General features: G+C 39.8%; 22 protein-coding genes. 8 read left to right on the top strand and 14 right to left on the bottom strand.

The window, feature by feature from the left end:
* Positions 1 to 7 precede the first annotated feature (7 nt).
* From DPC56_RS04910 to nikR, 8 genes are read right to left on the bottom strand one after another with little or no spacing between them, the layout of a single operon-like run.
* On the bottom strand, positions 8 to 1,264 hold the full coding sequence (locus DPC56_RS04910) for a hypothetical protein (RefSeq protein WP_112093961.1): 1,257 nt from the start codon (positions 1,262 to 1,264) through the stop codon (positions 8 to 10).
* Positions 1,261 to 1,683, bottom strand: a complete 423-nt coding sequence (locus DPC56_RS04905; protein ID WP_112093960.1) for a hypothetical protein — start codon at positions 1,681 to 1,683, stop codon at positions 1,261 to 1,263. The genes DPC56_RS04910 and DPC56_RS04905 overlap by 4 nt, the downstream gene beginning before the upstream one ends.
* Complete coding sequence (locus tag DPC56_RS04900) at positions 1,677 to 3,116, bottom strand: Mur ligase family protein (RefSeq protein WP_112093959.1); 1,440 nt, start codon at positions 3,114 to 3,116, stop codon at positions 1,677 to 1,679. Before DPC56_RS04900 ends, DPC56_RS04905 begins: the two co-directional genes overlap by 7 nt.
* 12 nt (positions 3,117 to 3,128) lie before the next feature.
* A complete protein-coding gene (locus tag DPC56_RS04895; RefSeq protein WP_112093958.1) occupies positions 3,129 to 4,202 on the bottom strand; it encodes a glycosyltransferase family 4 protein in 1,074 nt (357 codons plus the stop codon).
* Positions 4,199 to 5,293: an ATP-grasp domain-containing protein gene (locus tag DPC56_RS04890; RefSeq protein WP_112093957.1), complete on the bottom strand. Its 1,095-nt coding sequence runs from the start codon at positions 5,291 to 5,293 to the stop codon at positions 4,199 to 4,201. The genes DPC56_RS04895 and DPC56_RS04890 overlap by 4 nt, the downstream gene beginning before the upstream one ends.
* Before the next feature lie 5 nt (positions 5,294 to 5,298).
* A complete protein-coding gene (gene hycI, locus DPC56_RS04885) occupies positions 5,299 to 5,769 on the bottom strand; it encodes a hydrogenase maturation peptidase HycI (protein WP_245923890.1) in 471 nt (156 codons plus the stop codon).
* A complete protein-coding gene (locus DPC56_RS04880; RefSeq protein WP_112093956.1) occupies positions 5,766 to 6,539 on the bottom strand; it encodes a methyltransferase domain-containing protein in 774 nt (257 codons plus the stop codon). Before DPC56_RS04880 ends, hycI begins: the two co-directional genes overlap by 4 nt.
* On the bottom strand, positions 6,536 to 6,958 hold the full coding sequence (gene nikR / locus DPC56_RS04875) for a nickel-responsive transcriptional regulator NikR (RefSeq protein ID WP_112093955.1): 423 nt from the start codon (positions 6,956 to 6,958) through the stop codon (positions 6,536 to 6,538). Before nikR ends, DPC56_RS04880 begins: the two co-directional genes overlap by 4 nt.
* 266 nt (positions 6,959 to 7,224) lie before the next feature.
* Between nikR and DPC56_RS04870 the strand changes: the two genes are divergently transcribed.
* Both DPC56_RS04870 and DPC56_RS04865 read left to right on the top strand, forming a co-directional pair.
* The gene (locus tag DPC56_RS04870; protein WP_112093954.1) at positions 7,225 to 7,614 is read left to right on the top strand and encodes a CBS domain-containing protein; all 390 of its coding nucleotides are present in this window, start codon (positions 7,225 to 7,227) and stop codon (positions 7,612 to 7,614) included.
* A gap of 14 nt (positions 7,615 to 7,628) precedes the next feature.
* Entirely contained in the window at positions 7,629 to 8,096 is a 468-nt protein-coding gene (locus tag DPC56_RS04865) for a hypothetical protein (RefSeq protein WP_112093953.1), read from the top strand.
* Positions 8,097 to 8,099: 3 nt separating this feature from the next.
* Here DPC56_RS04865 and pheS read toward each other — a convergent pair whose 3' ends face one another.
* Genes pheS through DPC56_RS04840 form a run of 5 tightly spaced genes read right to left on the bottom strand, consistent with a single transcriptional unit; the run spans position 8,100 to position 13,021 of the window.
* Positions 8,100 to 9,629: a phenylalanine--tRNA ligase subunit alpha gene (pheS, locus tag DPC56_RS04860; protein ID WP_112093952.1), complete on the bottom strand. Its 1,530-nt coding sequence runs from the start codon at positions 9,627 to 9,629 to the stop codon at positions 8,100 to 8,102.
* Positions 9,630 to 9,642: 13 nt separating this feature from the next.
* Positions 9,643 to 10,563, bottom strand: coding sequence for a triphosphoribosyl-dephospho-CoA synthase (locus tag DPC56_RS04855; RefSeq protein WP_112093951.1), 921 nt, complete (start codon positions 10,561 to 10,563; stop codon positions 9,643 to 9,645).
* Positions 10,560 to 11,534, bottom strand: coding sequence for a porphobilinogen synthase (gene hemB, locus DPC56_RS04850; RefSeq protein ID WP_112093950.1), 975 nt, complete (start codon positions 11,532 to 11,534; stop codon positions 10,560 to 10,562). The genes DPC56_RS04855 and hemB overlap by 4 nt, the downstream gene beginning before the upstream one ends.
* Positions 11,535 to 11,544: 10 nt before the next feature.
* Entirely contained in the window at positions 11,545 to 12,309 is a 765-nt protein-coding gene (locus DPC56_RS04845; protein WP_245923888.1) for a 4Fe-4S ferredoxin, read from the bottom strand.
* A gap of 46 nt (positions 12,310 to 12,355) precedes the next feature.
* Positions 12,356 to 13,021, bottom strand: coding sequence for an endonuclease III domain-containing protein (locus tag DPC56_RS04840; protein WP_112093948.1), 666 nt, complete (start codon positions 13,019 to 13,021; stop codon positions 12,356 to 12,358).
* A gap of 60 nt (positions 13,022 to 13,081) precedes the next feature.
* Between DPC56_RS04840 and DPC56_RS04835 the strand changes: the two genes are divergently transcribed.
* The 5 genes from DPC56_RS04835 to DPC56_RS04815 all read left to right on the top strand — a co-directional run bounded on the left by DPC56_RS04835 (position 13,082) and on the right by DPC56_RS04815 (position 18,693).
* Complete coding sequence (locus DPC56_RS04835; RefSeq protein ID WP_112093947.1) at positions 13,082 to 13,747, top strand: TIGR00266 family protein; 666 nt, start codon at positions 13,082 to 13,084, stop codon at positions 13,745 to 13,747.
* Between the two features lie 12 nt (positions 13,748 to 13,759).
* Complete coding sequence (gene aroC / locus DPC56_RS04830; RefSeq protein WP_112093946.1) at positions 13,760 to 14,863, top strand: chorismate synthase; 1,104 nt, start codon at positions 13,760 to 13,762, stop codon at positions 14,861 to 14,863.
* Between the two features lie 49 nt (positions 14,864 to 14,912).
* Positions 14,913 to 16,052: a CDP-glycerol glycerophosphotransferase family protein gene (locus tag DPC56_RS04825; RefSeq protein ID WP_112093945.1), complete on the top strand. Its 1,140-nt coding sequence runs from the start codon at positions 14,913 to 14,915 to the stop codon at positions 16,050 to 16,052.
* Positions 16,049 to 17,266, top strand: coding sequence for a glycosyltransferase (locus DPC56_RS04820; protein WP_112093944.1), 1,218 nt, complete (start codon positions 16,049 to 16,051; stop codon positions 17,264 to 17,266). The genes DPC56_RS04825 and DPC56_RS04820 overlap by 4 nt, the downstream gene beginning before the upstream one ends.
* A gap of 320 nt (positions 17,267 to 17,586) precedes the next feature.
* Positions 17,587 to 18,693: a CDP-glycerol glycerophosphotransferase family protein gene (locus DPC56_RS04815; protein ID WP_181454394.1), complete on the top strand. Its 1,107-nt coding sequence runs from the start codon at positions 17,587 to 17,589 to the stop codon at positions 18,691 to 18,693.
* A 105-nt stretch (positions 18,694 to 18,798) separates the two neighbouring features.
* Here DPC56_RS04815 and DPC56_RS04810 read toward each other — a convergent pair whose 3' ends face one another.
* On the bottom strand, positions 18,799 to 19,794 hold the full coding sequence (locus tag DPC56_RS04810) for a glycosyltransferase (protein ID WP_146737613.1): 996 nt from the start codon (positions 19,792 to 19,794) through the stop codon (positions 18,799 to 18,801).
* An 81-nt stretch (positions 19,795 to 19,875) separates the two neighbouring features.
* Between DPC56_RS04810 and DPC56_RS04805 the strand changes: the two genes are divergently transcribed.
* The gene (locus DPC56_RS04805; RefSeq protein WP_112093941.1) at positions 19,876 to 20,097 is read left to right on the top strand and encodes a CDP-glycerol glycerophosphotransferase family protein; all 222 of its coding nucleotides are present in this window, start codon (positions 19,876 to 19,878) and stop codon (positions 20,095 to 20,097) included.
* The last annotated feature ends 139 nt before the right edge of the window (positions 20,098 to 20,236 follow it).

Genomic DNA, 20,236 nt, shown 5'->3' with positions numbered 1-20,236 from the left:
CTTTCCACTATCTTCTAAATGAAGTTATAAGGGTGCTCCTGAACAATAGGAGGATTAAAAGAACGCATCCAAGTGCTGTTTGTATATCCCCCAATATTTCAAAAAAGCCAGAACCTAGGGGGAGCTCCATTGGCGGTGATGTTCTATGATCCGGTAGGGGAGTATAATAAACTCCCACAGCCTTTGAACCAGGCTTCACATTTATATCCTTTGGTTCCACATAATTAACACCTATGATAAGACCATTATCTATAGCATCATTTATGGCCTTGGCTATGGCCTCCTCACTATAACCTTTCTCCCTAACTGTAGCCTTAACTATCTCCTGTGTTGTCTGTATAACCCCAGGTTCATCACTACCATATACTGAAACAGAAATGGAACCTTCTGTGACTGTTATAGCATCCCGCAAGGCATCATAGGCATATATTGTCTTAAGGGGTGTTCCATCCAATGGGCAAACTTGATAATTCTCTGCAGTAGGATAACCCGCGCTCCAACCACAATGTGGACAAACCTTTGCATAGGGTTGATCCATAGGATAACCTGTCTCATTCAAATTAGCTGGTGTGAACATGTCACCTGTGGACACTCCAGATGCTACGTTAACAGCACCACCACCATACCTTTCACCAGCATTCGTTGCAACATCCTTAAAGACCTCAGAGACTATCACTGTAGCAGGATACCCATCACGTATCATCTTACCAATTTTTATAGCCACATCTTTTCTGACAGCCGCGGCCGTACCATACTTCGGATTACCATGAGTGTTCCTAAGATGGATTATACCACCCTTTTTTCCTGGTGGCAAGACAGCTAACCCACCAGAATATGGTGTTACTTTGATTGTGCCATCATCTTCTACAATGACAACATAAGCGTCGAAGGATCCTCCAACAGCCGCCCCTTTACCAACACCCCCGCACATTATCCTTATACCAGGGTAATTGCTCGCGGCCGAAGCAGCCTCTTCAGCGGTTCCACCATTCTTAAGGATATTTATGGCGTCTACGATTGCCATGAGACGGGGAATGGCCTCGCCTTCACCACCGGAAAGGATTGTGAAATGATTTTCCTTGGATAATATGAAGGTTGATTGGAACATGTTCTGTGCAAAGGACATACTACCCCCTGCAAATCCATTAGGATCTTTTCCACTGGGGTCTGTGACTACTATAACATTTAGGGTTGCTGCTGAACTCCCCATTAGGATATTAAAGATTAGGAATATCCCAAGAAATTTGAGAATTTTCCCCTTCATTTTACTTCCACCACTGAAAAGTCTTCGATAACATTCACGGTTACTATACCCGTCTTTTTATCCACTTTAACATCAGCGGCTACAATAGGGGTGAGGCTAGTCCCTGGAATTGTTGATAATTTAGCGAATTTCTCGGCATTTGATATGGCCTCGTCTAATGGTATGGTCCTCTTTGATGTTACTAGCATATCACCTCTAATATAACTTCCTTGTCTGAAACCAGCAGCTGCAATATTCGCTCTTATGGATTCTATGGGTACTATGTCATTTCCTTTGACTATGATTCCTGAGATAGGCACACCTTCTGGTTCGGCTGTTGATGATGCATATGAAATGTATGTCATTAACCTGCCTGAAACGATAAGGATATATGCTACTAATAATATGAGTAGAGTATCCCTTCTGACTTGTATTAACATTGTTCCATCACTCTCACTCCTTTTTTCAAGATTTTTTCAAGTAATGTTGTTGCAGGGTCCATACCCTGGGCGCCTATCAGTAATATTATATCATCCTTTGAAGCTTTATTTAATGCTTCCGTAAGTGCATCTTCAAGTTTTCTATGATGTGTATATTTTATCCCATGTTCCTTGAGGACTCTAAGGAATGCTCGTCTTTCATGATCTTTCACAATGTTGAGATCGTCTACCACATCACAACTATCAGTAACTATGAGCTTATAATCTATATCTTTTATTGTTTTTGCAAGGGCCCTTGCATTTGCGATGTTAATCTCCTTTCCACGGGAGCCTCTTATGGCACATACTATCCATAATCTCCCATCCATGGCAGCTGCACTTTCTATTGTTGCTTTTATCCCATCAGGGTTATGGGCGAAATCGTCAATGATAAGAGGATCCTCATGTATAATCGAAAACCTCCTATCTAATGGCTTATATGATGATACTCCAGCTTTTATATCCTCTAATGGTAATTTAAGTGAGATGCACGCCGCTATAGCCGCGAGGGTATTCTGTATAAAATGTCTGCTCTTGAAGGGCATATAATCTTTCAAAAGTAATAGTTCATCATCAATATAAATACCATCATCCCTATATGACACTGATGACCTGTTACCATAAAAGAAACTTTCAATTTTCTCATTCAAGTCGGCCATTGACCTTACACGCTCATCCTCATAATTTAAAACTGCTACACCCCTATTCATAGCCCTCACAGCCCCTGAAACCTCCCAATAAGCTTCTTCTATAGAATTCACCAAACCTATATGATCGAGGGCCACGTTCGTGATCACAACAACCTCAGGGTCTATTGCACGTGTCATAAGATATGCATGATCCTCCATTACCCTACCAAGCCATCCTTGAACCTCTGAAACTTCTATTACCAGATATTCGAGTTCTTTCCCCTTGGCTTCTTCAGCTATCTGGGCTGGGACAACAGGGTCTATGAGAGTGTTAAACTCCGATTTTGAATCAGTATTAGTATATGCTTCCCTCCCCGAACTCTTTAGTATGTGATATATCATATGTGTGGTTGTTGATTTACCATTAGTCCCTGTGACTACAATCCTTTTCGTCTCTGGGGCGAATTTTTTAATAGTCCATCTAAGGGCGAATGCATTGGCAAATTCTATCCTATCAACCAAAATTATGGGAATCCCAGAATCTTTAGCGGCTTCAAGGGCTCCTCCACGAGGATCTGTTGTTATAATAGCAGCAATACCCTTCTCTAAGCCCATTCTCACACCGTTATCATCGATCCAATGCCTTATGACAATATCACCTTCACTGGCATTGCCTAATGTGGTGAAAATACCATCAAATCTCCTATCAGGGCCTTTAAGTTCTCCTTGGATTTTATCCGCTATCAAACTAAGGGAAAGCACCATCTTAACCCGCCCTTAACCTGTTGGTAACATCCCCCTGAAATATAAGCCAACGGCACATATGATCAATGTTGCAAGCCAATACAATGATACTATATTTTTCTCGGATAAGCCTTTATAATGGAGTGTGTGATGTAATGGTTCCACTGGGAGCCTTATTATATGGGCCCTATGAAGCAAACTTATTATAACAGATACAATAGGAACCGTTAAAGCCAAAACACCAAAGTATACTATGTCTGTTAAGATTACGGCAGCCGCATACCCGCCTCCAAGGGCGAATGATCCTGTATCACCCATAAATATGGATGCTGGGTGCCTGTTGAATACTAAAAAGCCTAGGCTTGAACCTGCAAGTACAATAAATGGCACAGCTTCCATGGGCCTTGAATCTAGGTATAGGAATATTGCACAGGAGGTGGATGCTATTGCCATTATACCGGCTGCCATACCATCCATCCCATCTATAAGATTAACAGCATTTATAGCCCCTATCATGCCAAAGACTACAATTGGTATCATGAATATTCCAAGGTGGAATCCTCCAAGGCTGGTCACAGCACCTGAAAGCACGAGCAAAATCCCAGGGAGAGATTGTATGATTATTTTATCTCTTTCTCTGATCTCATATTTGATCGGAGCCTCCCCTACTACCGATATAAGATTCTTCCCTTGGAGTCTTCTAAAGTCGGCTTTTGCCTTTGGTGTTGCGACTCTAGCCTCTTCACCAGGTTTTAGTATGAGTTGACCTATCTCTACCGGCCTATTAGAGATGTTCTTTATGATCTTTTGGACTTCTTTGGTTCTTAAGCCAAGTAGATCATCAAGTAAACCTATAATGGCCGATACCACTATTATGAGGGTTGTTATAATCAAGTTCAGGTTATCCTTTAGTGGGATTGTTATGGATATTATAGCTAGTAGCATCCCTAATCCGCCCATGGTGGGCGTTCCTGTTTTATGTTTATGTTCTGTGACAATTGGCTTGTCAGTAATCTGGGCTTCCTTTAATGCTTTCTTCACAAAGAACGTGAATATTATCGAAAGTATTATTGTGGCAATGAAGGTTTCCATGAGTTTTGGGCTCATTTTATCAACCTTATATTCAATTTTTCGAGGATTTCTCTAGTTTTCTTTTCATTGGTGGATCTTATGGTTATCCTCTTATGACCTTCTGGTCCGTGGATTATCCATGAATTTTCGCCATTGAAGGCCTTTGGGGGATTATCATATTCAAATTCCCCTACTGGTATTTCTAGTGCGTGGAATTTTTTGCGGGTGAGCTTTTTTGGTTCCCATTCGCCTATTGCCATGTTAACAAGTTGTTCTAGTGGGTGTATTCCCGTTGAAGCGGCTGATAGGTATCTTGTACCGCTTGGCCTTGTGTTAACTTCAATCGTATATATTTCTTGGCTTTCTGGTTGGAATATCATGTCAATGTCTGTGTTTCCTTCTGCTTTGAGTTTTTCTGTTATCCTCTGAGCTAATTTTAGCACTTGTTTATTGTCTAATCCTGGGATTTTTGCCGGGGCTTTTTTCACTTTTTGGAGTGGGTGTATTCCTTTTGTTGTTGTTTTGCCTTTGTCCACTACTACAATGGGGAATGATTTGTCATCCCATCTTAGGACCTCTACTGAGATTTCGTGGCCGGTAATATATTCTTCCATTATAGCTTTTTTATAGATTTTGAGGTAAGATTTTACACCTTCTTTATCCTTTGCTATTAGTAGGTTTTGGCCACCTTGTCCTTTTTCTTGTTTGAGGACTGTGGGGTAGCTTGTTTCTGGGATTTTATCATTTATTATATGATATTTTGGGGTTTTTATATTGTTTTCTTTGAAGAATTCTTTTGTTTTAATCTTATTGGTGGATATTATGGTGGTTTTTGTGTTCGATGCTATTACTGGTATGTTATATTCTTTCTCTAGTTTTTCTTTCATTTTCGCGACTTCGATTAATGGTGGGTCCACGCCTATGAGCGGTACTATTGCATCTACGTCTTCTTTGATAGCTATTTCTGTGGGCGCGTCCATGCCCCTGGGTACTATGTAGAATTTGTCTGCCAGGTTCAGGTTTGGGGCTTTTGGGTTGGATTCTGTGAGTATGGTGGTTATTCCCATCTTTTTTGCATAATCTGCCACATCATTGAATAGGCGTGCGCCGATAAAGAGTATTTTCATTATTATCACTGGATTGTTTCTTCGAGGATTGAGATGAGTTTTTCCATGGATTCTCTTACGGGCTCTGATATTTTAGTGGAGAAGTCTAATTTTTTGGGTTGTATACCGATTAGGGTGATCTTGTAATCTTTATGGGCTTGGAGGTATTCTATGAGGAATGATAGTGGCATGGCATGGGTTGATATATTGTAATTGGCTATTTTATCCTTTTCTATGATTTTTATAGTGCCTGGTTGGGCTCCCATTTCCACGGCATCTATGATTATGATATGACTGGGGTCCTCTTTTTTAATTTTCCCTGTGAAATTTTCAGGTACTGTGCCACCATCTATTATTATGAGATTCTTACTTTTTGAAAGTTTTTTTGCAATGGCAGGTCCTAGTCCATCATCTCCCCTTAGTTCGTTTCCAACGGTGAGAATGAGGATTTTCTCATGGTCTTTGAGGAATTTTTCAAGTTCTTTTTTCAGGTTCATGTTTTTCGGTCCTCTATGTCTTTGATTTTGGCTTTTATTGTGTTGAGTCCTCCTCCCATCCTATAGGATAAGGTGACTTTTATCATGTAATTTTCTTCTTTGATTTCTTCTATTGGTATAAGTAGTGGTGGGTTCATCATCTGGGTTGGGCCTGCGATGATGTTTTCTGCTAATAGTGTGAATGTGGTTATTTTTAATCCATTGGTTCTGCCATTTGCTGGGATTTCGAATGTTTTCTTAAATTTTTCATCTATTCTTTTGTTGAATTTTATGCTATCATAGATTGTTAGCCCACCTTTGGTCTTGTATTTGTAGTTTTCGTCGTATCTGATAGTCTCTGAGTCCATTTCTATCGCCTCAGCCCCGTTTATGACACCGTAGGGTATTATTCGCCCGTCTTCTTTTAGGTGTTTCAGGCACTTGTTTACTATGGGCACTTGTTCTTCATCTATTAGGGCTGTGTCTAGCATTTCACAGATTATTGTATCGGCCTGGTGGGGGAAATCATATGAAAGGGCATCTTCATTAACTACTTTCACGTTAGGGATGCCCGCGAGGTTCTTGGAGGCATATGATGCTATTTTTTCATCTTTTTCTATTGCAAAAACAGTTTTAGAGTATGGTGCCGCGAAGTAGGATAAGATCCCGCTCCCGGCACCTATATCATAGACTATACCATGAGCATGTTCTCTTATAGCATCATAAAAACCTGAAAGTCTTTCATAGTCTTTTAGGAGATTGTGGTGGTACGCTGTTACAAAGAATCTCATTTTTCGTGCTCTATATCCTTGCCAGTGGATGTGCTTATGAGTCTCACATGTTCAACTCCCTTGAGTCTCATCATCTTCTCTGTGAGTTCACGGATTTTTTCAACATCTCCCCTGACTACTATGACCTCAAGGCAGTGTCTTTCTGTCATGTGCACATGCATAACAGCACTTATATATTCACGATAGGCATGTTGTATGTCTGCAAGATCTTCCATGACACCAGTATAGTGGTGGTCATAGATTACCGCGATTACACCCACCCTCTCTCCTTCCATCTCCTTCATCCACTGATAACGGACTATATAATCCTTTATAGCATCCCTTATACCCTTAGACCTTGACTGGTAACCCCTATCACGTAACACCTCATCAAATTCATTAAGCAGATCCTTTGGTAATGACATGCTTATGCGCATCATAGCTATTACTCCCTCCTTCAATTTATATTAAAATATTATATTAATGATCTAACATAATATTTAAAGCTTTGATAGATACGCAAAATTTATCAATCCCATAAAATAATTGATTAACTACTGTGCAGATTAAAGACGGAATGTGGGGATCATAACATTGGATGGGTAACAACTAGTGGATTTAGGTAAACTCCCCCACGATCATCTCATGGCACAAATCTTGGGAGATCCCCCCATTAATGTTTCTGCCCTTTAGTAGGTAGGTTAAAATGAAAGTTAAAGAGGCCATGAACCCGGAGGTTATCACAATAAGTCCTGATACAGAACCAATTAAAGCCTTTGAGAAAATGTATAAGCATGGTATCAGGAGACTTTTCGTATTAGATGATGAGAGAAAACCAGTAGGCGTGGTATCATACACAGACCTTATTGGAGTACTAGGATCCAAAAAGCCCGAAAAAAGAATGAAAGTAGAGGATATCATGGTCAAGGATGTTATCACAATATCTGCCAAGGACGACATTGAGGACGCGGCGAATCTCATGCTAAGGGCCGATGTTTCGGGTTTGCTCGTAGTGGAAGATGAGAAACCTGTTGGTGTTATAACAAAAACAGATATTTGCAGATTAGTAGCTGCAGGCATCCTAGTCCCCATATAGCCTGGTGGGACAGCATGATAATAATAACGAGAAAAGAGAATATCATATACGAGGAGATAACGGATCTTAAACTAGAATTCATAGATGGGATACCCGAGAATATAATAAAAGGAAGGATAGACATATCAGAACACGACTACCATGAGATACTCAATAATCTACAATCAAAGAATCTTATAATACGCGAAGATGGTAAGATAAAACCCCAAGATGTCAAGGATAAAATCAAGGTAGTCGAAAACAAAAGGGAAGTTAAAATCGAGGAATTAAACCAACTAGAAAAGGAAACCATCAAAATCATCAAAAACTTGACAGAAAATGGCCTGATCCCAAGGTACACCCTCGAGGGAAACCTACTCTATGGCAAATTGAAACTAGACAACCTCCAAATGTACAGGATCCTATTATCATTAGAAAATAAAAAAATCCTAAAAAAAATCAAGAGAAAGGATGGTGAATACTACAAGCTCCTATCCCCATAATCATCAGGGGCATACTGGTAAACTTCTAAGCCATCCAAGGTTGCTCTGATACAACATCCTTATATCCTCTATACCTAACCTTATCATCGCCAACCTTTCTATGCCAAGGCCAAAGGCCGCCACTGGAGTTTCAACCTGTAAAGGTTCCAAGACTTCCGGCCTGAACATCCCAGCCCCTCCAAGTTCTATCCATGTTTCCTTCTCAGGTAGATAAATTTCACATTCAGTTGACAGGTAAGTGTAAGGGAAGTATGCTGGTCTGAATCTAACCTTGAATCCTAGCCTTGTATAGAATTCTCTAAGGATCCCAAGCAGGTTCTTGAATGTAACATTCTCAGCTGCCACTATACCCTCAACCTGGTGGAATTCTGGAAGATGCTTATAGGTTATGGTCTCCCTCCTGAAAACTCTTCCAATTGAGAACATTTTAAGGGGCGGTTTATTCTCAAGGAGGAAACGTGCAGATACACATGTTGTATGGGTTCTCAGCACACTCTTTTTCGCGATTTCAACATCCCATTTGTATTGCCAACCCTCTGAACCAGTTGATCCACCGTCCTCATGCACCATCCTAACCTTCTCAACCAAACTTTTATCTGGCAATTTAGTCTCCGGAGGATTTTTAACATAGAATGTGTCCTGCATTTCCCTGGCAGCATGATCCTGGGGCTGGAAAAGACAATCAAAATTCCAGAATGCGGATTCTATTATGGGACCCCTTGCTTCTGTGAAACCCATCTTAAGGAATATGTCCCTGATCTCTTCTATTATACGCTTGAGTGGGTGCATCTTCCCTGGGAATATTATCGGATATTCTGCGTGTATATCATATCCCCTGTAATATAGTTTTTTCCATCTTCCAGTTTTAAGATCATCATGAGTTAATTGCGTGGCCTCTTCTCGTATCTCTAATCCCCTTTCTAGGATTGTCTTCCCTTTATCTGTTAAATGTATTTCATGTTCTTTAACCTTTTTTACTTTTAGGAGTCCTTTTCTCTGGTTGAGTAGTTTAAATGCTTTTTTGAGCTTATCTGATAGGGATGATAGTTTTATCTGGCCTTTTTCTGCGAGTTCCTGTAATAATATTTCATCGGATCCTAGTCTTTCTAGCGATTTTTCACCCTCTGATGTTATTTTGATGGTGTTGTCTTCGATCTTGGCCCATTTTTTCCTCATTAGCCAACCTATGGCGACTTTGTTCTCTGTCTTGTCTAGGCTGCTTTTTTTCATGATCTCGGATATTTCTAATGGGCCTTCTTTTGAGAGTAGTTGGAGTATTTGTCTTTCTGGCAAACCTTTTATTGCATATTTTTTACTGGCATGAGTGGGTTTGAGTATTTTGTCCACGCTCTTATGGACGCTTACAAGTCCTTTGGATTCTAGCGACCCTAGGGCGCTCATAACCGCTTTTATATCCATTTTCTCTGATTTCACAATGTCCTCGGGGCTTATTGGCGGTTCGAGCTTTTCCAGGGCCTTCAGAACCTTTTTCTCGTATAGGTGGAGTTCGTCGATTATGCGTTCAATATCCATTGTGGGGCACCTTTTATTCTATTTTATCCCAATAATAGTCTATGAGCCCTATCATTATAGAAGAGGCTGTTAAATCCGCGGTTGTGCCCGGATTTATATCCTGTTTTTGCAGTTTCCTATCAAGGCTTTTGAGGGCTTTTAATCCTTGTTCTGTTAATATTCCCCCTTTATCAAGTATTTCCCTGGCTTCCTTTGTCACTTTCTCAGCCACATCTTTGCCATGTTGCCTTTGTATGAGGGTGTCTGGGAAGTTTGATAGGATTGTTAGAAATGTCTGGACAATGGCAGCATTCATATCAGCTGTTTTGTGGGTTTCTTTGAATGTTGGGAATCCTATATTGAATGTTATTGGCATGGAACTTGTAAGTTCTCTTGCTATGAGATCCCATGAGGATGAAAGCTTGAGAACATCAAATAATGTAACTTTCTCTTCCATGATTCTATCTTTGGATTTTTCATCATTAACGTCAAATTGGTCCCGTTTTCCCATCCCCCCCGGTTGAGCTATTGCAATGGCTTCATAAAGGTCCACAGCATCTTGGGGTGTTGTCTGTAACATTATCTTGTTAACTGCTTCTCTGAGGCCTTGGAGATCTTTTTCTGTTATCATACCCGCGGCCGAGGCTAGTGGTGTTAGTAACATTACAATGCCCAAGTTAGTATTTGTGGACACCCATTTTCGTGTTTCTTTTATCGCCTTTAATATGAGATTTCCAACTTTGATTGGGGAAAAGTCCAATTCGTCTCTTAATCTAGCGCCTCTTTCAGCTGCTTCGTGCATAGTGTCCCCTATTACAATAGCACTTATGATAAAATCCTCGAAGCTCATATCATGGAAATTTTGGGTTCTGTGGACATTCCCAGGTTTTGGGTAGCCGCTAACTTCTAAAGCGGCTGCCATTTGGGCTATTTTCGCGACTAATGATGGTTTCATCCAAGACCTCCATCTAATAATTTTGGAGTGAAATGGGATATTATAAGGTCGGCGCCCGCCCTCTTAATGGATAGTATAGATTCGTATATGGCTTCTTCTGTTAAGTAACCTTTTTGTATGGCCGCAGTTAGCATTGAATATTCTCCGCTTACATTGTATGCTGCGAGAGGTGTTTTAAACTCTTCCTTGAGGGATCTTATAATGTCAAGATAGGGTAAGGCCGGTTTCACCATTATGATATCGGCACCTTCTTCTATGTCAAGTTCTGCCTCGATTATGGCCTCTCTTGCATTGGCCGGGTCCATCTGGTAGGTTTTTCTATCACCGAATGATGGTGTGGATGATACTGCCTCCCTGAATGGTGCATAGAATGATGAGGCGTATTTAACTGCATATGACATTATGGGAATGTCCTGGAAGCCATTTTCGTCTAGGCTTTTTCTTATGGCGGCGACTCTCCCGTCCATCATATCGGATGGTGCTACTATATCAGCTCCCGCTCTTGCATGTGACACTGCGATCTTCCCAAGGTATTCTAGTGTTTCATCATTGAGTACTTGCTGTTTTTTGATTATTCCACAGTGTCCATGGCTTGTATATTGGCAAAGGCACACATCTGTTATGATTATAAGTTCTGTTTCATCTTTGAGCAGTCTTATTGTCTCTTGAACTATCCCTTTGTCATCGAATGCGGAGGATCCTATATTGTCCTTTTTTGATGGTATCCCAAATAGTATGATAGTGTTTAATCCTTTTTTTTCGAGTTTTTTAAGCTCGTCAGCAGCGGCCTCCGGAGAATACCTGTATTGTCCAGGCATGGTCTCTATAGGCTCCTTGGATCCTCTTTCAAGGTCCTCTTTTACGAATACTGGGTATATTAGGCTACTAGGGGATATTCTGGTCTCTTTGACGATTTCCCTCATCTTCTCGGTTTTTCTGAGTCTTCTCATCCTTTTTGTGGGGAATCTCATATTATCACATTTATTCTGCTTTAACATCCACTAGGGGCTCTACACGTCCTAGGGCTTGTTCAATAGCATCAGGATCTGCTAGGATCCTTATTGCATTATTTTCACATTCCATGGCGCATCTGCCACAACATCTACAAAGTCTATTATCTATTTGGGCTTTTCCATTTTTAATCTTGATCGCCTTAATAAAACATTTTTTGAGACAGCTTCCACAACCGATACAATTTTCTTTGATGAATTCGAGTTTAACGCCACTCATTGGGGTTATGCTCTTGGCGAGTTCTTCTGGAAGTTCTGGTATCATCTTCCAGAGGCAGCAGCATGGACAACAATTACATATGGATAGAAGCTCTTCTTTCGGGCCAGTGTTCAACCATACGGTGTCTATCTTGTTCCTGCCAATGATATGGACCAAACCGGCCTTTTCACACTCTTCAACGTGTTTTATAGCCTCTTCCTTTGATATTAGTCTTCCAACCTTCCTTGATATCCTTTTAGCGCCTTTTCCAAGGAATAAGCATCCTAGTTCATGTGGGTAATCCTTGCAATTGGATGAGACTCTGCATATGCAGAAATCCATTTTGAATATGTACTTTGACTTGGATATCATCTCCATGAGGACCTGGCTGGGTAGAATAGAAGTGTTTGGCGGGTCAATTCTAGCATTTAATGTTATGGTTTCATTCCTTGGAAGCACTTGTATGTCATCTCCTTCAAAGAATAGCTTGTGAACTATCCTCCTAAAAACTTTTGATCTTTGAGCCAACCTTGCCAACTTAAACCTCTCTTTAAAGGTTAACTTGATGATCCTAATACTTATATCAGTGAATGTCACCATGAAAATCACTTAGTAGAGGATCTCTGGGAGATTTACTCCGATAATATCTTTTCCCATGTTCTACTAGGAGGGCATGATATTCTTGGAATATCTTATAATCTGATGGTAGGCTGTCTTCGAATAATTTCTTTATCTCCATATAGTTCTCATCACCTTTTATTAGTTTAAATTTTTTAAGGATTCTACGGGTATAGGAATCAACAATAAATTCTGGGACTTTATATGCATATAATAATATCGTGTCTGCTGTCTCATCACCCACACCCTTGATTGAGAGCAGCTCATCCCTTCTAGGAACGCCCTTGAGGGATATGAAAAATTTCGAAATCTCCTTTAAATACTGCGCTTTCTGGTTCAAGAAAACTGCGGGTTTTATCAGTTCACTAAGTTTCGAATGGTCCATTTCAATGATACTATAAGGGTTGAGGGCTCCTGCCTTCGCAAGGTTTATAAGGGCCCTTGATGCCACCTTCCATGTTGTATTCTGTGCAAGGATAGAACCCACCCAAACCTCGAATATCTCCCGTCTACTATTGGGTGGTGAATAATCACCTGGATGATATGATAGCTTAAATTTCTCATCGAGTAGGGGCCACCAGCCTTGCTCTCCATAAGCCGAGAATAGTTTCTCATAGATCATTTTTATCATTGTACTTTCACCTTATAGGATTATATGTTGGATTGACACATAATTTTCTCTTGTGATACCATGAAATATGATATAATACACAGGCCAAGTTTTAGTTTAGTTGAGGTTGAATTGGATGCTGGTGAGCGTATAAAGGCGGAACCTGGGGCTATGGTCTCTATGAGTGATAATATTCAAGTGGAGACAGAAACTGGGGGTGTTTTCAAGGCTCTTAGTAGGGTTGTGGGTGGTGAAAGCTTGTTCATGAATACATTTTATGCTGATGGTAGCCCAGGGACCATTGAACTTGCACCGCCATACACCGGTGACATTGAAGCCTTTGAACTTGAGGGTACACTATATGCCCAGAGCGGGGCTTTCTTGGCATCAGCAGCTGATATTGAAATCGAAACAAAATTCGGAGGATTTAAGACATTCTTTGCAAGGGAGGGATTATTCCTCCTAAGATTGACGGGTTACGGTCCCCTTTTCTTGTCAAGTTTTGGTGGTATATATAAAAGGAAGGTGGAAAACGGGAAATTCATCATAGACACAGGACATATTGTAGCATTCACAGAGGGCCTAGACTTCAATGTTAGGAAAATAGGCGGACTCAAAAGCACCATATTTGGTGGTGAAGGACTAGTAGCCGAATTCAGAGGTAATGGGACAGTGTATATACAGACAAGGAGTGTTGACAGTTTTATTAACTGGCTAAGGCCCTATTTGCCAAAAGGAAACGATTAAAAGTGATATCCTATGGGAGGTAACAGGTTAGGTAAAATCTTCCAGGTTACAACATTCGGATCCAGCCATGGCCGGGCAATCGGGGCAGTAGTCGACGGATGCCCCGCAGGCTTACCACTAGACGCCCAAGACATACAAATAGAACTTAACAAGCGCCGTCCAGGTACAAGTGAAATAACAACCCCACGAAAAGAGGAGGACAAAGTAGAAATATTATCCGGGATATTCCAAGGCAAAACTGATGGCACCCCAATAGCAGCCATAGTATATAACAAGGACGTGGACTCATCAGCTTACGAAGCCATTAAATACAAACCAAGACCAGGACACGGAGACTACGGATGGATAAGCCGCTACGGACATTATGATTATCGTGGAGGCGGGCGGGGCAGTGGAAGAGTCACAATAGGCCACGTCATAGGAGGGGCCATAGCAAAAAAACTCCTAGAAAACTTCAATATTAGGATAATAGGCCATGTGACACAGATAGGCCATATCAAGGCAAAGAGGGTGGACTTTAACAGGATAGAAGAATATACTCTGGAGAATCCTGTGAGGTGTGCTGATAAAAAGGCTGCAGAAGAGATGGAAAAGCTCATATTAGATACTAAAAAGAGAGGAGATTCTATTGGTGGCATAGTCGAAGTCATAACATTAGGGGCGCCGGCAGGCCTTGGGGAACCAGTTTTTTCGAAGTTAGACGCTGATATCGCCCATGCACTGATGGGTATAGGTGCTGTGAAAGGTGTTGAGATAGGCTTGGGGTTTAAAGTCGCCGAGCATAAAGCAAGCGAGATAAACGATGAATATTGCATTAAAGAGGGTAGAATACGAACATTAACTAACAATTCAGGTGGTATAATAGGTGGAATATCTAATGGGATGCCAATAGTTGCCAGGATAGCTGTCAAGCCAACACCATCAATTTCTTTGCCACAAAGGACAGTAGACCTTAAATCTATGAAAGAAACCACCATAAGAATAAAAGGACGGCACGATCCTTGTATATGTCCAAGGATAGTGCCAGTAGCCGAGGCAACTGTCGCGATAATAATAGCAGACCATATGATAAGGGCAGGTTTCATACACCCATGTAACATTGAAATAGAAAGTTGATCAGATCAACCCCCACACATGGGGGATCCTATACATTTAAATATTGGGTTTGGAGGGAAACACATTCATAGATTTTCTTTTAAATTCATGGACTGGCAATGTGGTCATTTCAATTTTCAAGTTTATAAATGGGCTTATACCTAAAAAGGATGATCAAATACTCTTTGAGAGCGTCCCAGATTTCTCAGATAATCCACTCCAACTCTACAATTATATCAGATCATCAAATACAAGTTACAAGCCCTTGTGGGTTGTCGATGAAATAAGAGAAGATTTTAAAGTTCCCCAGTATAAAAGGAACACACTCGGAGAATTGTGGCAGTTTCTCAGATCAAAATATATTGTAACCTCACATGGTTACCATCTATTCCTTAAAGGAAAAAACCAAGTTTATGTCAACTTATGGCATGGCATGCCCCTCAAGACAATGGGATACGCAGAAAATAACCCTCAGATACTACCACCCAAATCTGATGATGATAATTATTATCTTATCGCGACCTCCACCATTATGAGGAACGCTCTCGCCGCCTGCTTCAACCAAGATCCACGACGCATATTCATAACAGGCCAGCCAAGAAACGACAAAATATTCAAAGACTGCCCAGAAGACCTGATCCCAGGATTCAATGAATATACCATAATATTATATGCTCCAACATACCGGGAAAATGGATCCGATTTCCTTTTCCCAGACTTTGATAAAGACAGATTCCAGAAATTCCTCAAGGAGCATAAGATATTATTCTTCGTAAAACTCCACCCCCTCGAAAGAGCCTATAATATGGAATTTTTCAAGGAAATGGAGAATGTTATCATCTTGGAGGATCGGATGCTTCGAGAGCGTCAACTAGATCTATATGATTTTCTCCCTTGTGCTGATATCCTCGTAACAGATTACTCATCAATATACTTTGATTTCCTTTTACTTGACAAGCCTATAGTTTTTGCAGTCCCAGACCTTGAAGAATATAAAAAACAGAGAGGTTTCATCCTAGAACCTTACGATTTCTGGACACCTGGACCCAAGGTTAAAGTGTTCGAGGAATTTTTGGAAGAAATCGGGAAATTTATTAAGAATCCAAATTATTATTCGCAGGAGAGAAAAACTATAAACGATCTTGTAAATTATTACAAGGATGATAAGTCATCAAAGAGAGTATATGAGCTTGTCTGGGGTTCCTTATGAAGGTTGGTATCATATTACCTGCACTAGATGATAGTGGGATGGCGAAGGCCGCCTCCCAATTATCATTCATCCTTGACAATCTATCCTGTGAGGTTCATATGATCACCGTATATGAGCATAGGCCATTCCATGAGTATGCTGGCAGTTTCCACGTACTTGATGTACCCCCTGCGATGGAAAATCAAAACCCTCTTAAACGTATAATATTATTTCTAAAGCGTATAATCGCCCTATGGAATATTAAAAGAGATCTTAACCTTAATATTGTTATTTCATTCTCTGAGGCACTTAATGTCCAAAATATCCTAACAAAAAATGAGGAGAAGACAATTCTAACCCATCATACCATCCTTTCAAAAAATGAGAGACTCGAGGACATCTATGGTAAAATCCTTAAACACCTAATAAGATTATCATATAATAGAGCATCATATATAGTTTCCGTTTCGGAAAAAGCCGCCCAGGACCTTATCACAAATTTCAATGTTAAACCTTCAAGGATACATATAATACCAAATCTTGTCCAGACAGAAACGATAAAAAAATTAAGTGAAAAGGATCTTGGAAAATACACTCCAATATTCGAAAACCCTGTGATAATAACCGCGGGTAGACTCACCCACGCAAAAGGACAATGGTACCTACTCAGGATATTTAAAAAATTAAAGGAAAAATTCCCAAAACTTAAACTTGTCATACTCGGCGAAGGCGAACTTAAAGAACATCTCATAAAATCATCCCAAAAAATAGGCCTTAAAACATATACTAAAGGTGAACTAACGGATTCAGATGTTTACTTTCTAGGATTCCAGAAAAATCCATACAAGTTTTTCAAACATTCTAAACTTTTTGTCCTCCCTTCTTTAAGGGAGGCTCTACCACTTGTAATATTAGAAGTCATGGCCTTGGGAATACCCGTGGTTGCATCAGACTGTGGTGGTACTAGGGAGATATTGGCCCCTTCAACTGATCCCAATTATGAGACCAAGGATGTGGAATTCGCAGAATATGGGATCCTATTACCAGTTTTCGATGAAAATGTGGGAAAGGCCAACGAATTGACGATCGTGGAAGAAAAATGGTTTAAACTGATGGAAAAACTCCTAGATGATGATTATAAATTAGAATATTATTCTAGAAAGTCGCGGGAAAGAATTAACGAGTACAGTAAAGATAAGATCCAGAAAATGTGGTTGAAGCTCATCAAATCCTAATACGACCAATTTCTTGAAAAGGGTAGTAGTCGGATCATCCAAGTGTCCAAAAAAATACTTGGAAGATTATCCACGCAATCCATTCTGGAACGCTCTCAAAATAATTTTTTTTAGAATCCCAAAAAAAGAGAAACTAGTCTATAGTTCTTGAACCCCCACAAAAGGTGATAAGAAAGCTCAGCTAAAAATGTTTTTAAAATTTTATATTGTTTATATCCAAATTTTATCTTATCATTATATCTAGGAGGTATACTAATATGGGACAATTCACCAATGATATTGTCACGAAGCTTAGTCTGGGTCTTAGGGGTATACTGCGCATGATAAATAGGATAATACCCAAAAGAGATGATCTTATAATCTTCACTAGTATCCCTGATTTCTCAGATAATAGTTTGGCCTTGTTCGAATTTATGAAATCCCTAGATGAAAACTTGGAACTCGTATGGATCGTTAATAAACCAAGGGATAATATTAGAGCGTATACGCGTTATGATGTTAAAGGTATTTTAAAGATTTTAAGGGCTAGATGTATCATATCAACCCATGGCAATTTGAGACGTGTACGTGTCCCCTCCCAAATTTTTGTCAACCTATGGCATGGAATGCCATTTAAAGCCATTGGCTATACTGGAAATAAGAATATCATCCCATTCAATTTTGATGATGAAAACTATTATCTTATTGCAACTTCGACTGTTATGAGGAATGCTCTGGCTGCTTGTTTTAACCAGGATCCGCGGCGGATATATGTTACTGGGCAGCCTAGGAATGATAAACTTTTCGAAGGTTGTGATAAAAAGATTTTCAAAATATTAGATATTGACCCCGGGGCCTATGAAAAAATTGTTTTATTTGCACCCACATTTCGGAAAACTGATGTTATTGATGATGGCAAGGTCATATCATATAAATTCAATCTTCCAGATTTTAACAGGACTAAATTCAGAGATTTCCTCAAAAAACATAAAATTTTATTCCTTGTGAAGTTCCATCCATTAGAGGAAAAGCTTGCATCAGAATATTTCAAGGAAATGGACAATGTCATGCTTATAAAAAACAAAGTTTTACAAGAAAATCTTATGGACACATATAACATCCTCCCTTGCGCTGACATTCTTGTAACTGATTATTCTTCAATTTTTTTCGATTTTTTATTGTTGGATAGGCCTATTATTTTTGTGGTTTCTGATCTTGATGAATACCGGGCTAAAAGGGGTTTTGTACTTGAGCCCTTTGAGTTTTGGACACCAGGACCCAAGGTTAAAAATTTCCAAGAATTCTTCAGAGAACTTGAAAAATCTATTGACAACCCAGACTATTACAAAAAAGAAAGGAAAATTATAAACGACCTGATAAATTATTATAAGGATGAGAAATCATCACAGAGAATATACAGGTTATTTCGGGCTCGGATAGGGGAGTGAATCTAATTTTGGGGACTTCCAAGTGATTAGCATAGATTCATGAAAGAGCTAGTCAACCATCCCCCCATGAGCCATTGATTAAAAAATTGAAGGATTTATGGGGAACTAGATTGATTCAAGGAACTTTCGCCATTTTTCCGCAATCACGGTGAGGTCTCTGGTCTTTAGAATATGTTCTTTGAGGTTTTCACCCCACTCGCGGAGTAAGCATGTATCTTCAGAGGCTTCCACGAGCTTTTTTATCATGTATTCTTCGTTTTCTGCTATTATACCATGAATTCCATCTTTTAGTTCCTCAAATTCTCCCTTGAATTTAGCTATGGGAACAGATAAATATCCTGCCTCCATTAGAGCGTAACTGCTAAGTTCTATGACATCATAGCCGAGAATAATCATATCCGCAGATTTTAGATAGCATAGGAAGTCGTCACGGTAACCCATTACTTTAATGTGAGGGTTATCCACTTTGACAGGAGATCCGAAGAGTAAAAGTTGAACATTCTTATCAGTCCTTTTATCCACTTCACTTATTATCCTTGAAAGCCTTCTAATCCCTTCAACCCTCGAACCTCCAACACTAACATATGCTACGAGAGTGAAACGGTCAAATGATAGGCTTTTACATTCAGCCACTTTCTTATCCACATCCTCTGGTATGAAAGCATTTGGGATGACAACACCCTTAAGACCATTCCTTTCCAACTTTATCCTGGAAACTGCAGTAACACGACCCTTATAGACAACGGGTATGAATATTAGGCGATGAAGGATCCAATTAAATAATCTGAAAAGATGATGAAAATTCCCTATCGGATCTTCTTTGAGTGCAGTTAAATTTTCGTCAACAACCCAGCCATGGATTGTGAGTATAGCCTTGGCATCAGCTCTCATGACTTTTAATAAGCTTTTAATTTTTAAGGGTCCATGGACTTGTATAAAATCATAGGAGTCTAGGTCAAAGTCCTTAAGGTCATTTACATATGCTATGTCAGTATGGAATCCTAGTTTCTTGTACACCTTCTCTTGGGATTTAACGGCCCTTAACACACCGCCTCTAGTTGAAGCTTGGAATGGTATTATCATCAAAACACGCTTACTCATTAGAACACTCCCCGCGTATTGTTTAAATAAAAAATTTGATATTAATGTCTTTTATTCTTTTATATAAAGCGGGTTCTCATCTTGGATTTTAAAAGGATATTGAGGATGATAAACAAGATAATCTCCAAAAGAAGAGATCTTGTAATTTTTAACAGCGCCCCGGACTTCACAGGTAACAGCATGGCCCTTTTTGAATACATGAATTCCTTGGAAGAGGATTTTGAGCTTGTATGGATTGTTAACAATCCAATGGATGATTTAGATATTGGACAATATGAATTTAACACCCTAAAGGCCCTTTAGAGCAAGTTATATCATATCGACCCCATTTAAACTTGGCAGATGTGCGCGTACCATCTCAAGTTTTTGTTAATGTTTGGCATGGTATGCCTTTGAAGGCTATGTTTTATGCTGAAACTTTTGAGAGGGATTTTAATTTGCC

It is taken from the genome of Methanothermobacter tenebrarum (assembly GCF_003264935.1).
Lineage (GTDB): Archaea > Methanobacteriota > Methanobacteria > Methanobacteriales > DSM-23052 > Methanothermobacter_A > Methanothermobacter_A tenebrarum_A.
This window is presented reverse-complemented; position numbering and strand designations above follow the sequence as displayed.

What these genes read in the sequence shown, in the direction of transcription:
- DPC56_RS04910 (WP_112093961.1), bottom strand. Translation starts at nt 1,264, where the DNA reads ATGAAGGGGAAAATTCTCAAATTTCTTGGGATATTCCTAATCTTTAAT.
- DPC56_RS04815 (WP_181454394.1), top strand. Translation starts at nt 17,587, where the DNA reads ATGATAAATAGGATAATACCCAAAAGAGATGATCTTATAATCTTCACT.
- DPC56_RS04835 (WP_112093947.1), top strand. Translation starts at nt 13,082, where the DNA reads ATGAAATATGATATAATACACAGGCCAAGTTTTAGTTTAGTTGAGGTT.
- DPC56_RS04820 (WP_112093944.1), top strand. Translation starts at nt 16,049, where the DNA reads ATGAAGGTTGGTATCATATTACCTGCACTAGATGATAGTGGGATGGCG.
- DPC56_RS04900 (WP_112093959.1), bottom strand. Translation starts at nt 3,116, where the DNA reads ATGGTGCTTTCCCTTAGTTTGATAGCGGATAAAATCCAAGGAGAACTT.
- DPC56_RS04895 (WP_112093958.1), bottom strand. Translation starts at nt 4,202, where the DNA reads ATGAGCCCAAAACTCATGGAAACCTTCATTGCCACAATAATACTTTCG.
- DPC56_RS04840 (WP_112093948.1), bottom strand. Translation starts at nt 13,021, where the DNA reads ATGATAAAAATGATCTATGAGAAACTATTCTCGGCTTATGGAGAGCAA.
- nikR (WP_112093955.1), bottom strand. Translation starts at nt 6,958, where the DNA reads ATGATGCGCATAAGCATGTCATTACCAAAGGATCTGCTTAATGAATTT.
- aroC (WP_112093946.1), top strand. Translation starts at nt 13,760, where the DNA reads ATGGGAGGTAACAGGTTAGGTAAAATCTTCCAGGTTACAACATTCGGA.
- DPC56_RS04905 (WP_112093960.1), bottom strand. Translation starts at nt 1,683, where the DNA reads ATGTTAATACAAGTCAGAAGGGATACTCTACTCATATTATTAGTAGCA.
- DPC56_RS04870 (WP_112093954.1), top strand. Translation starts at nt 7,225, where the DNA reads ATGAAAGTTAAAGAGGCCATGAACCCGGAGGTTATCACAATAAGTCCT.
- hemB (WP_112093950.1), bottom strand. Translation starts at nt 11,534, where the DNA reads ATGAGATTCCCCACAAAAAGGATGAGAAGACTCAGAAAAACCGAGAAG.
- pheS (WP_112093952.1), bottom strand. Translation starts at nt 9,629, where the DNA reads ATGGATATTGAACGCATAATCGACGAACTCCACCTATACGAGAAAAAG.
- DPC56_RS04810 (WP_146737613.1), bottom strand. Translation starts at nt 19,794, where the DNA reads ATGAGTAAGCGTGTTTTGATGATAATACCATTCCAAGCTTCAACTAGA.
- hycI (WP_245923890.1), bottom strand. Translation starts at nt 5,769, where the DNA reads ATGAACCTGAAAAAAGAACTTGAAAAATTCCTCAAAGACCATGAGAAA.
- DPC56_RS04890 (WP_112093957.1), bottom strand. Translation starts at nt 5,293, where the DNA reads ATGAAAATACTCTTTATCGGCGCACGCCTATTCAATGATGTGGCAGAT.
- DPC56_RS04855 (WP_112093951.1), bottom strand. Translation starts at nt 10,563, where the DNA reads ATGAAACCATCATTAGTCGCGAAAATAGCCCAAATGGCAGCCGCTTTA.
- DPC56_RS04865 (WP_112093953.1), top strand. Translation starts at nt 7,629, where the DNA reads ATGATAATAATAACGAGAAAAGAGAATATCATATACGAGGAGATAACG.
- DPC56_RS04880 (WP_112093956.1), bottom strand. Translation starts at nt 6,539, where the DNA reads ATGAGATTCTTTGTAACAGCGTACCACCACAATCTCCTAAAAGACTAT.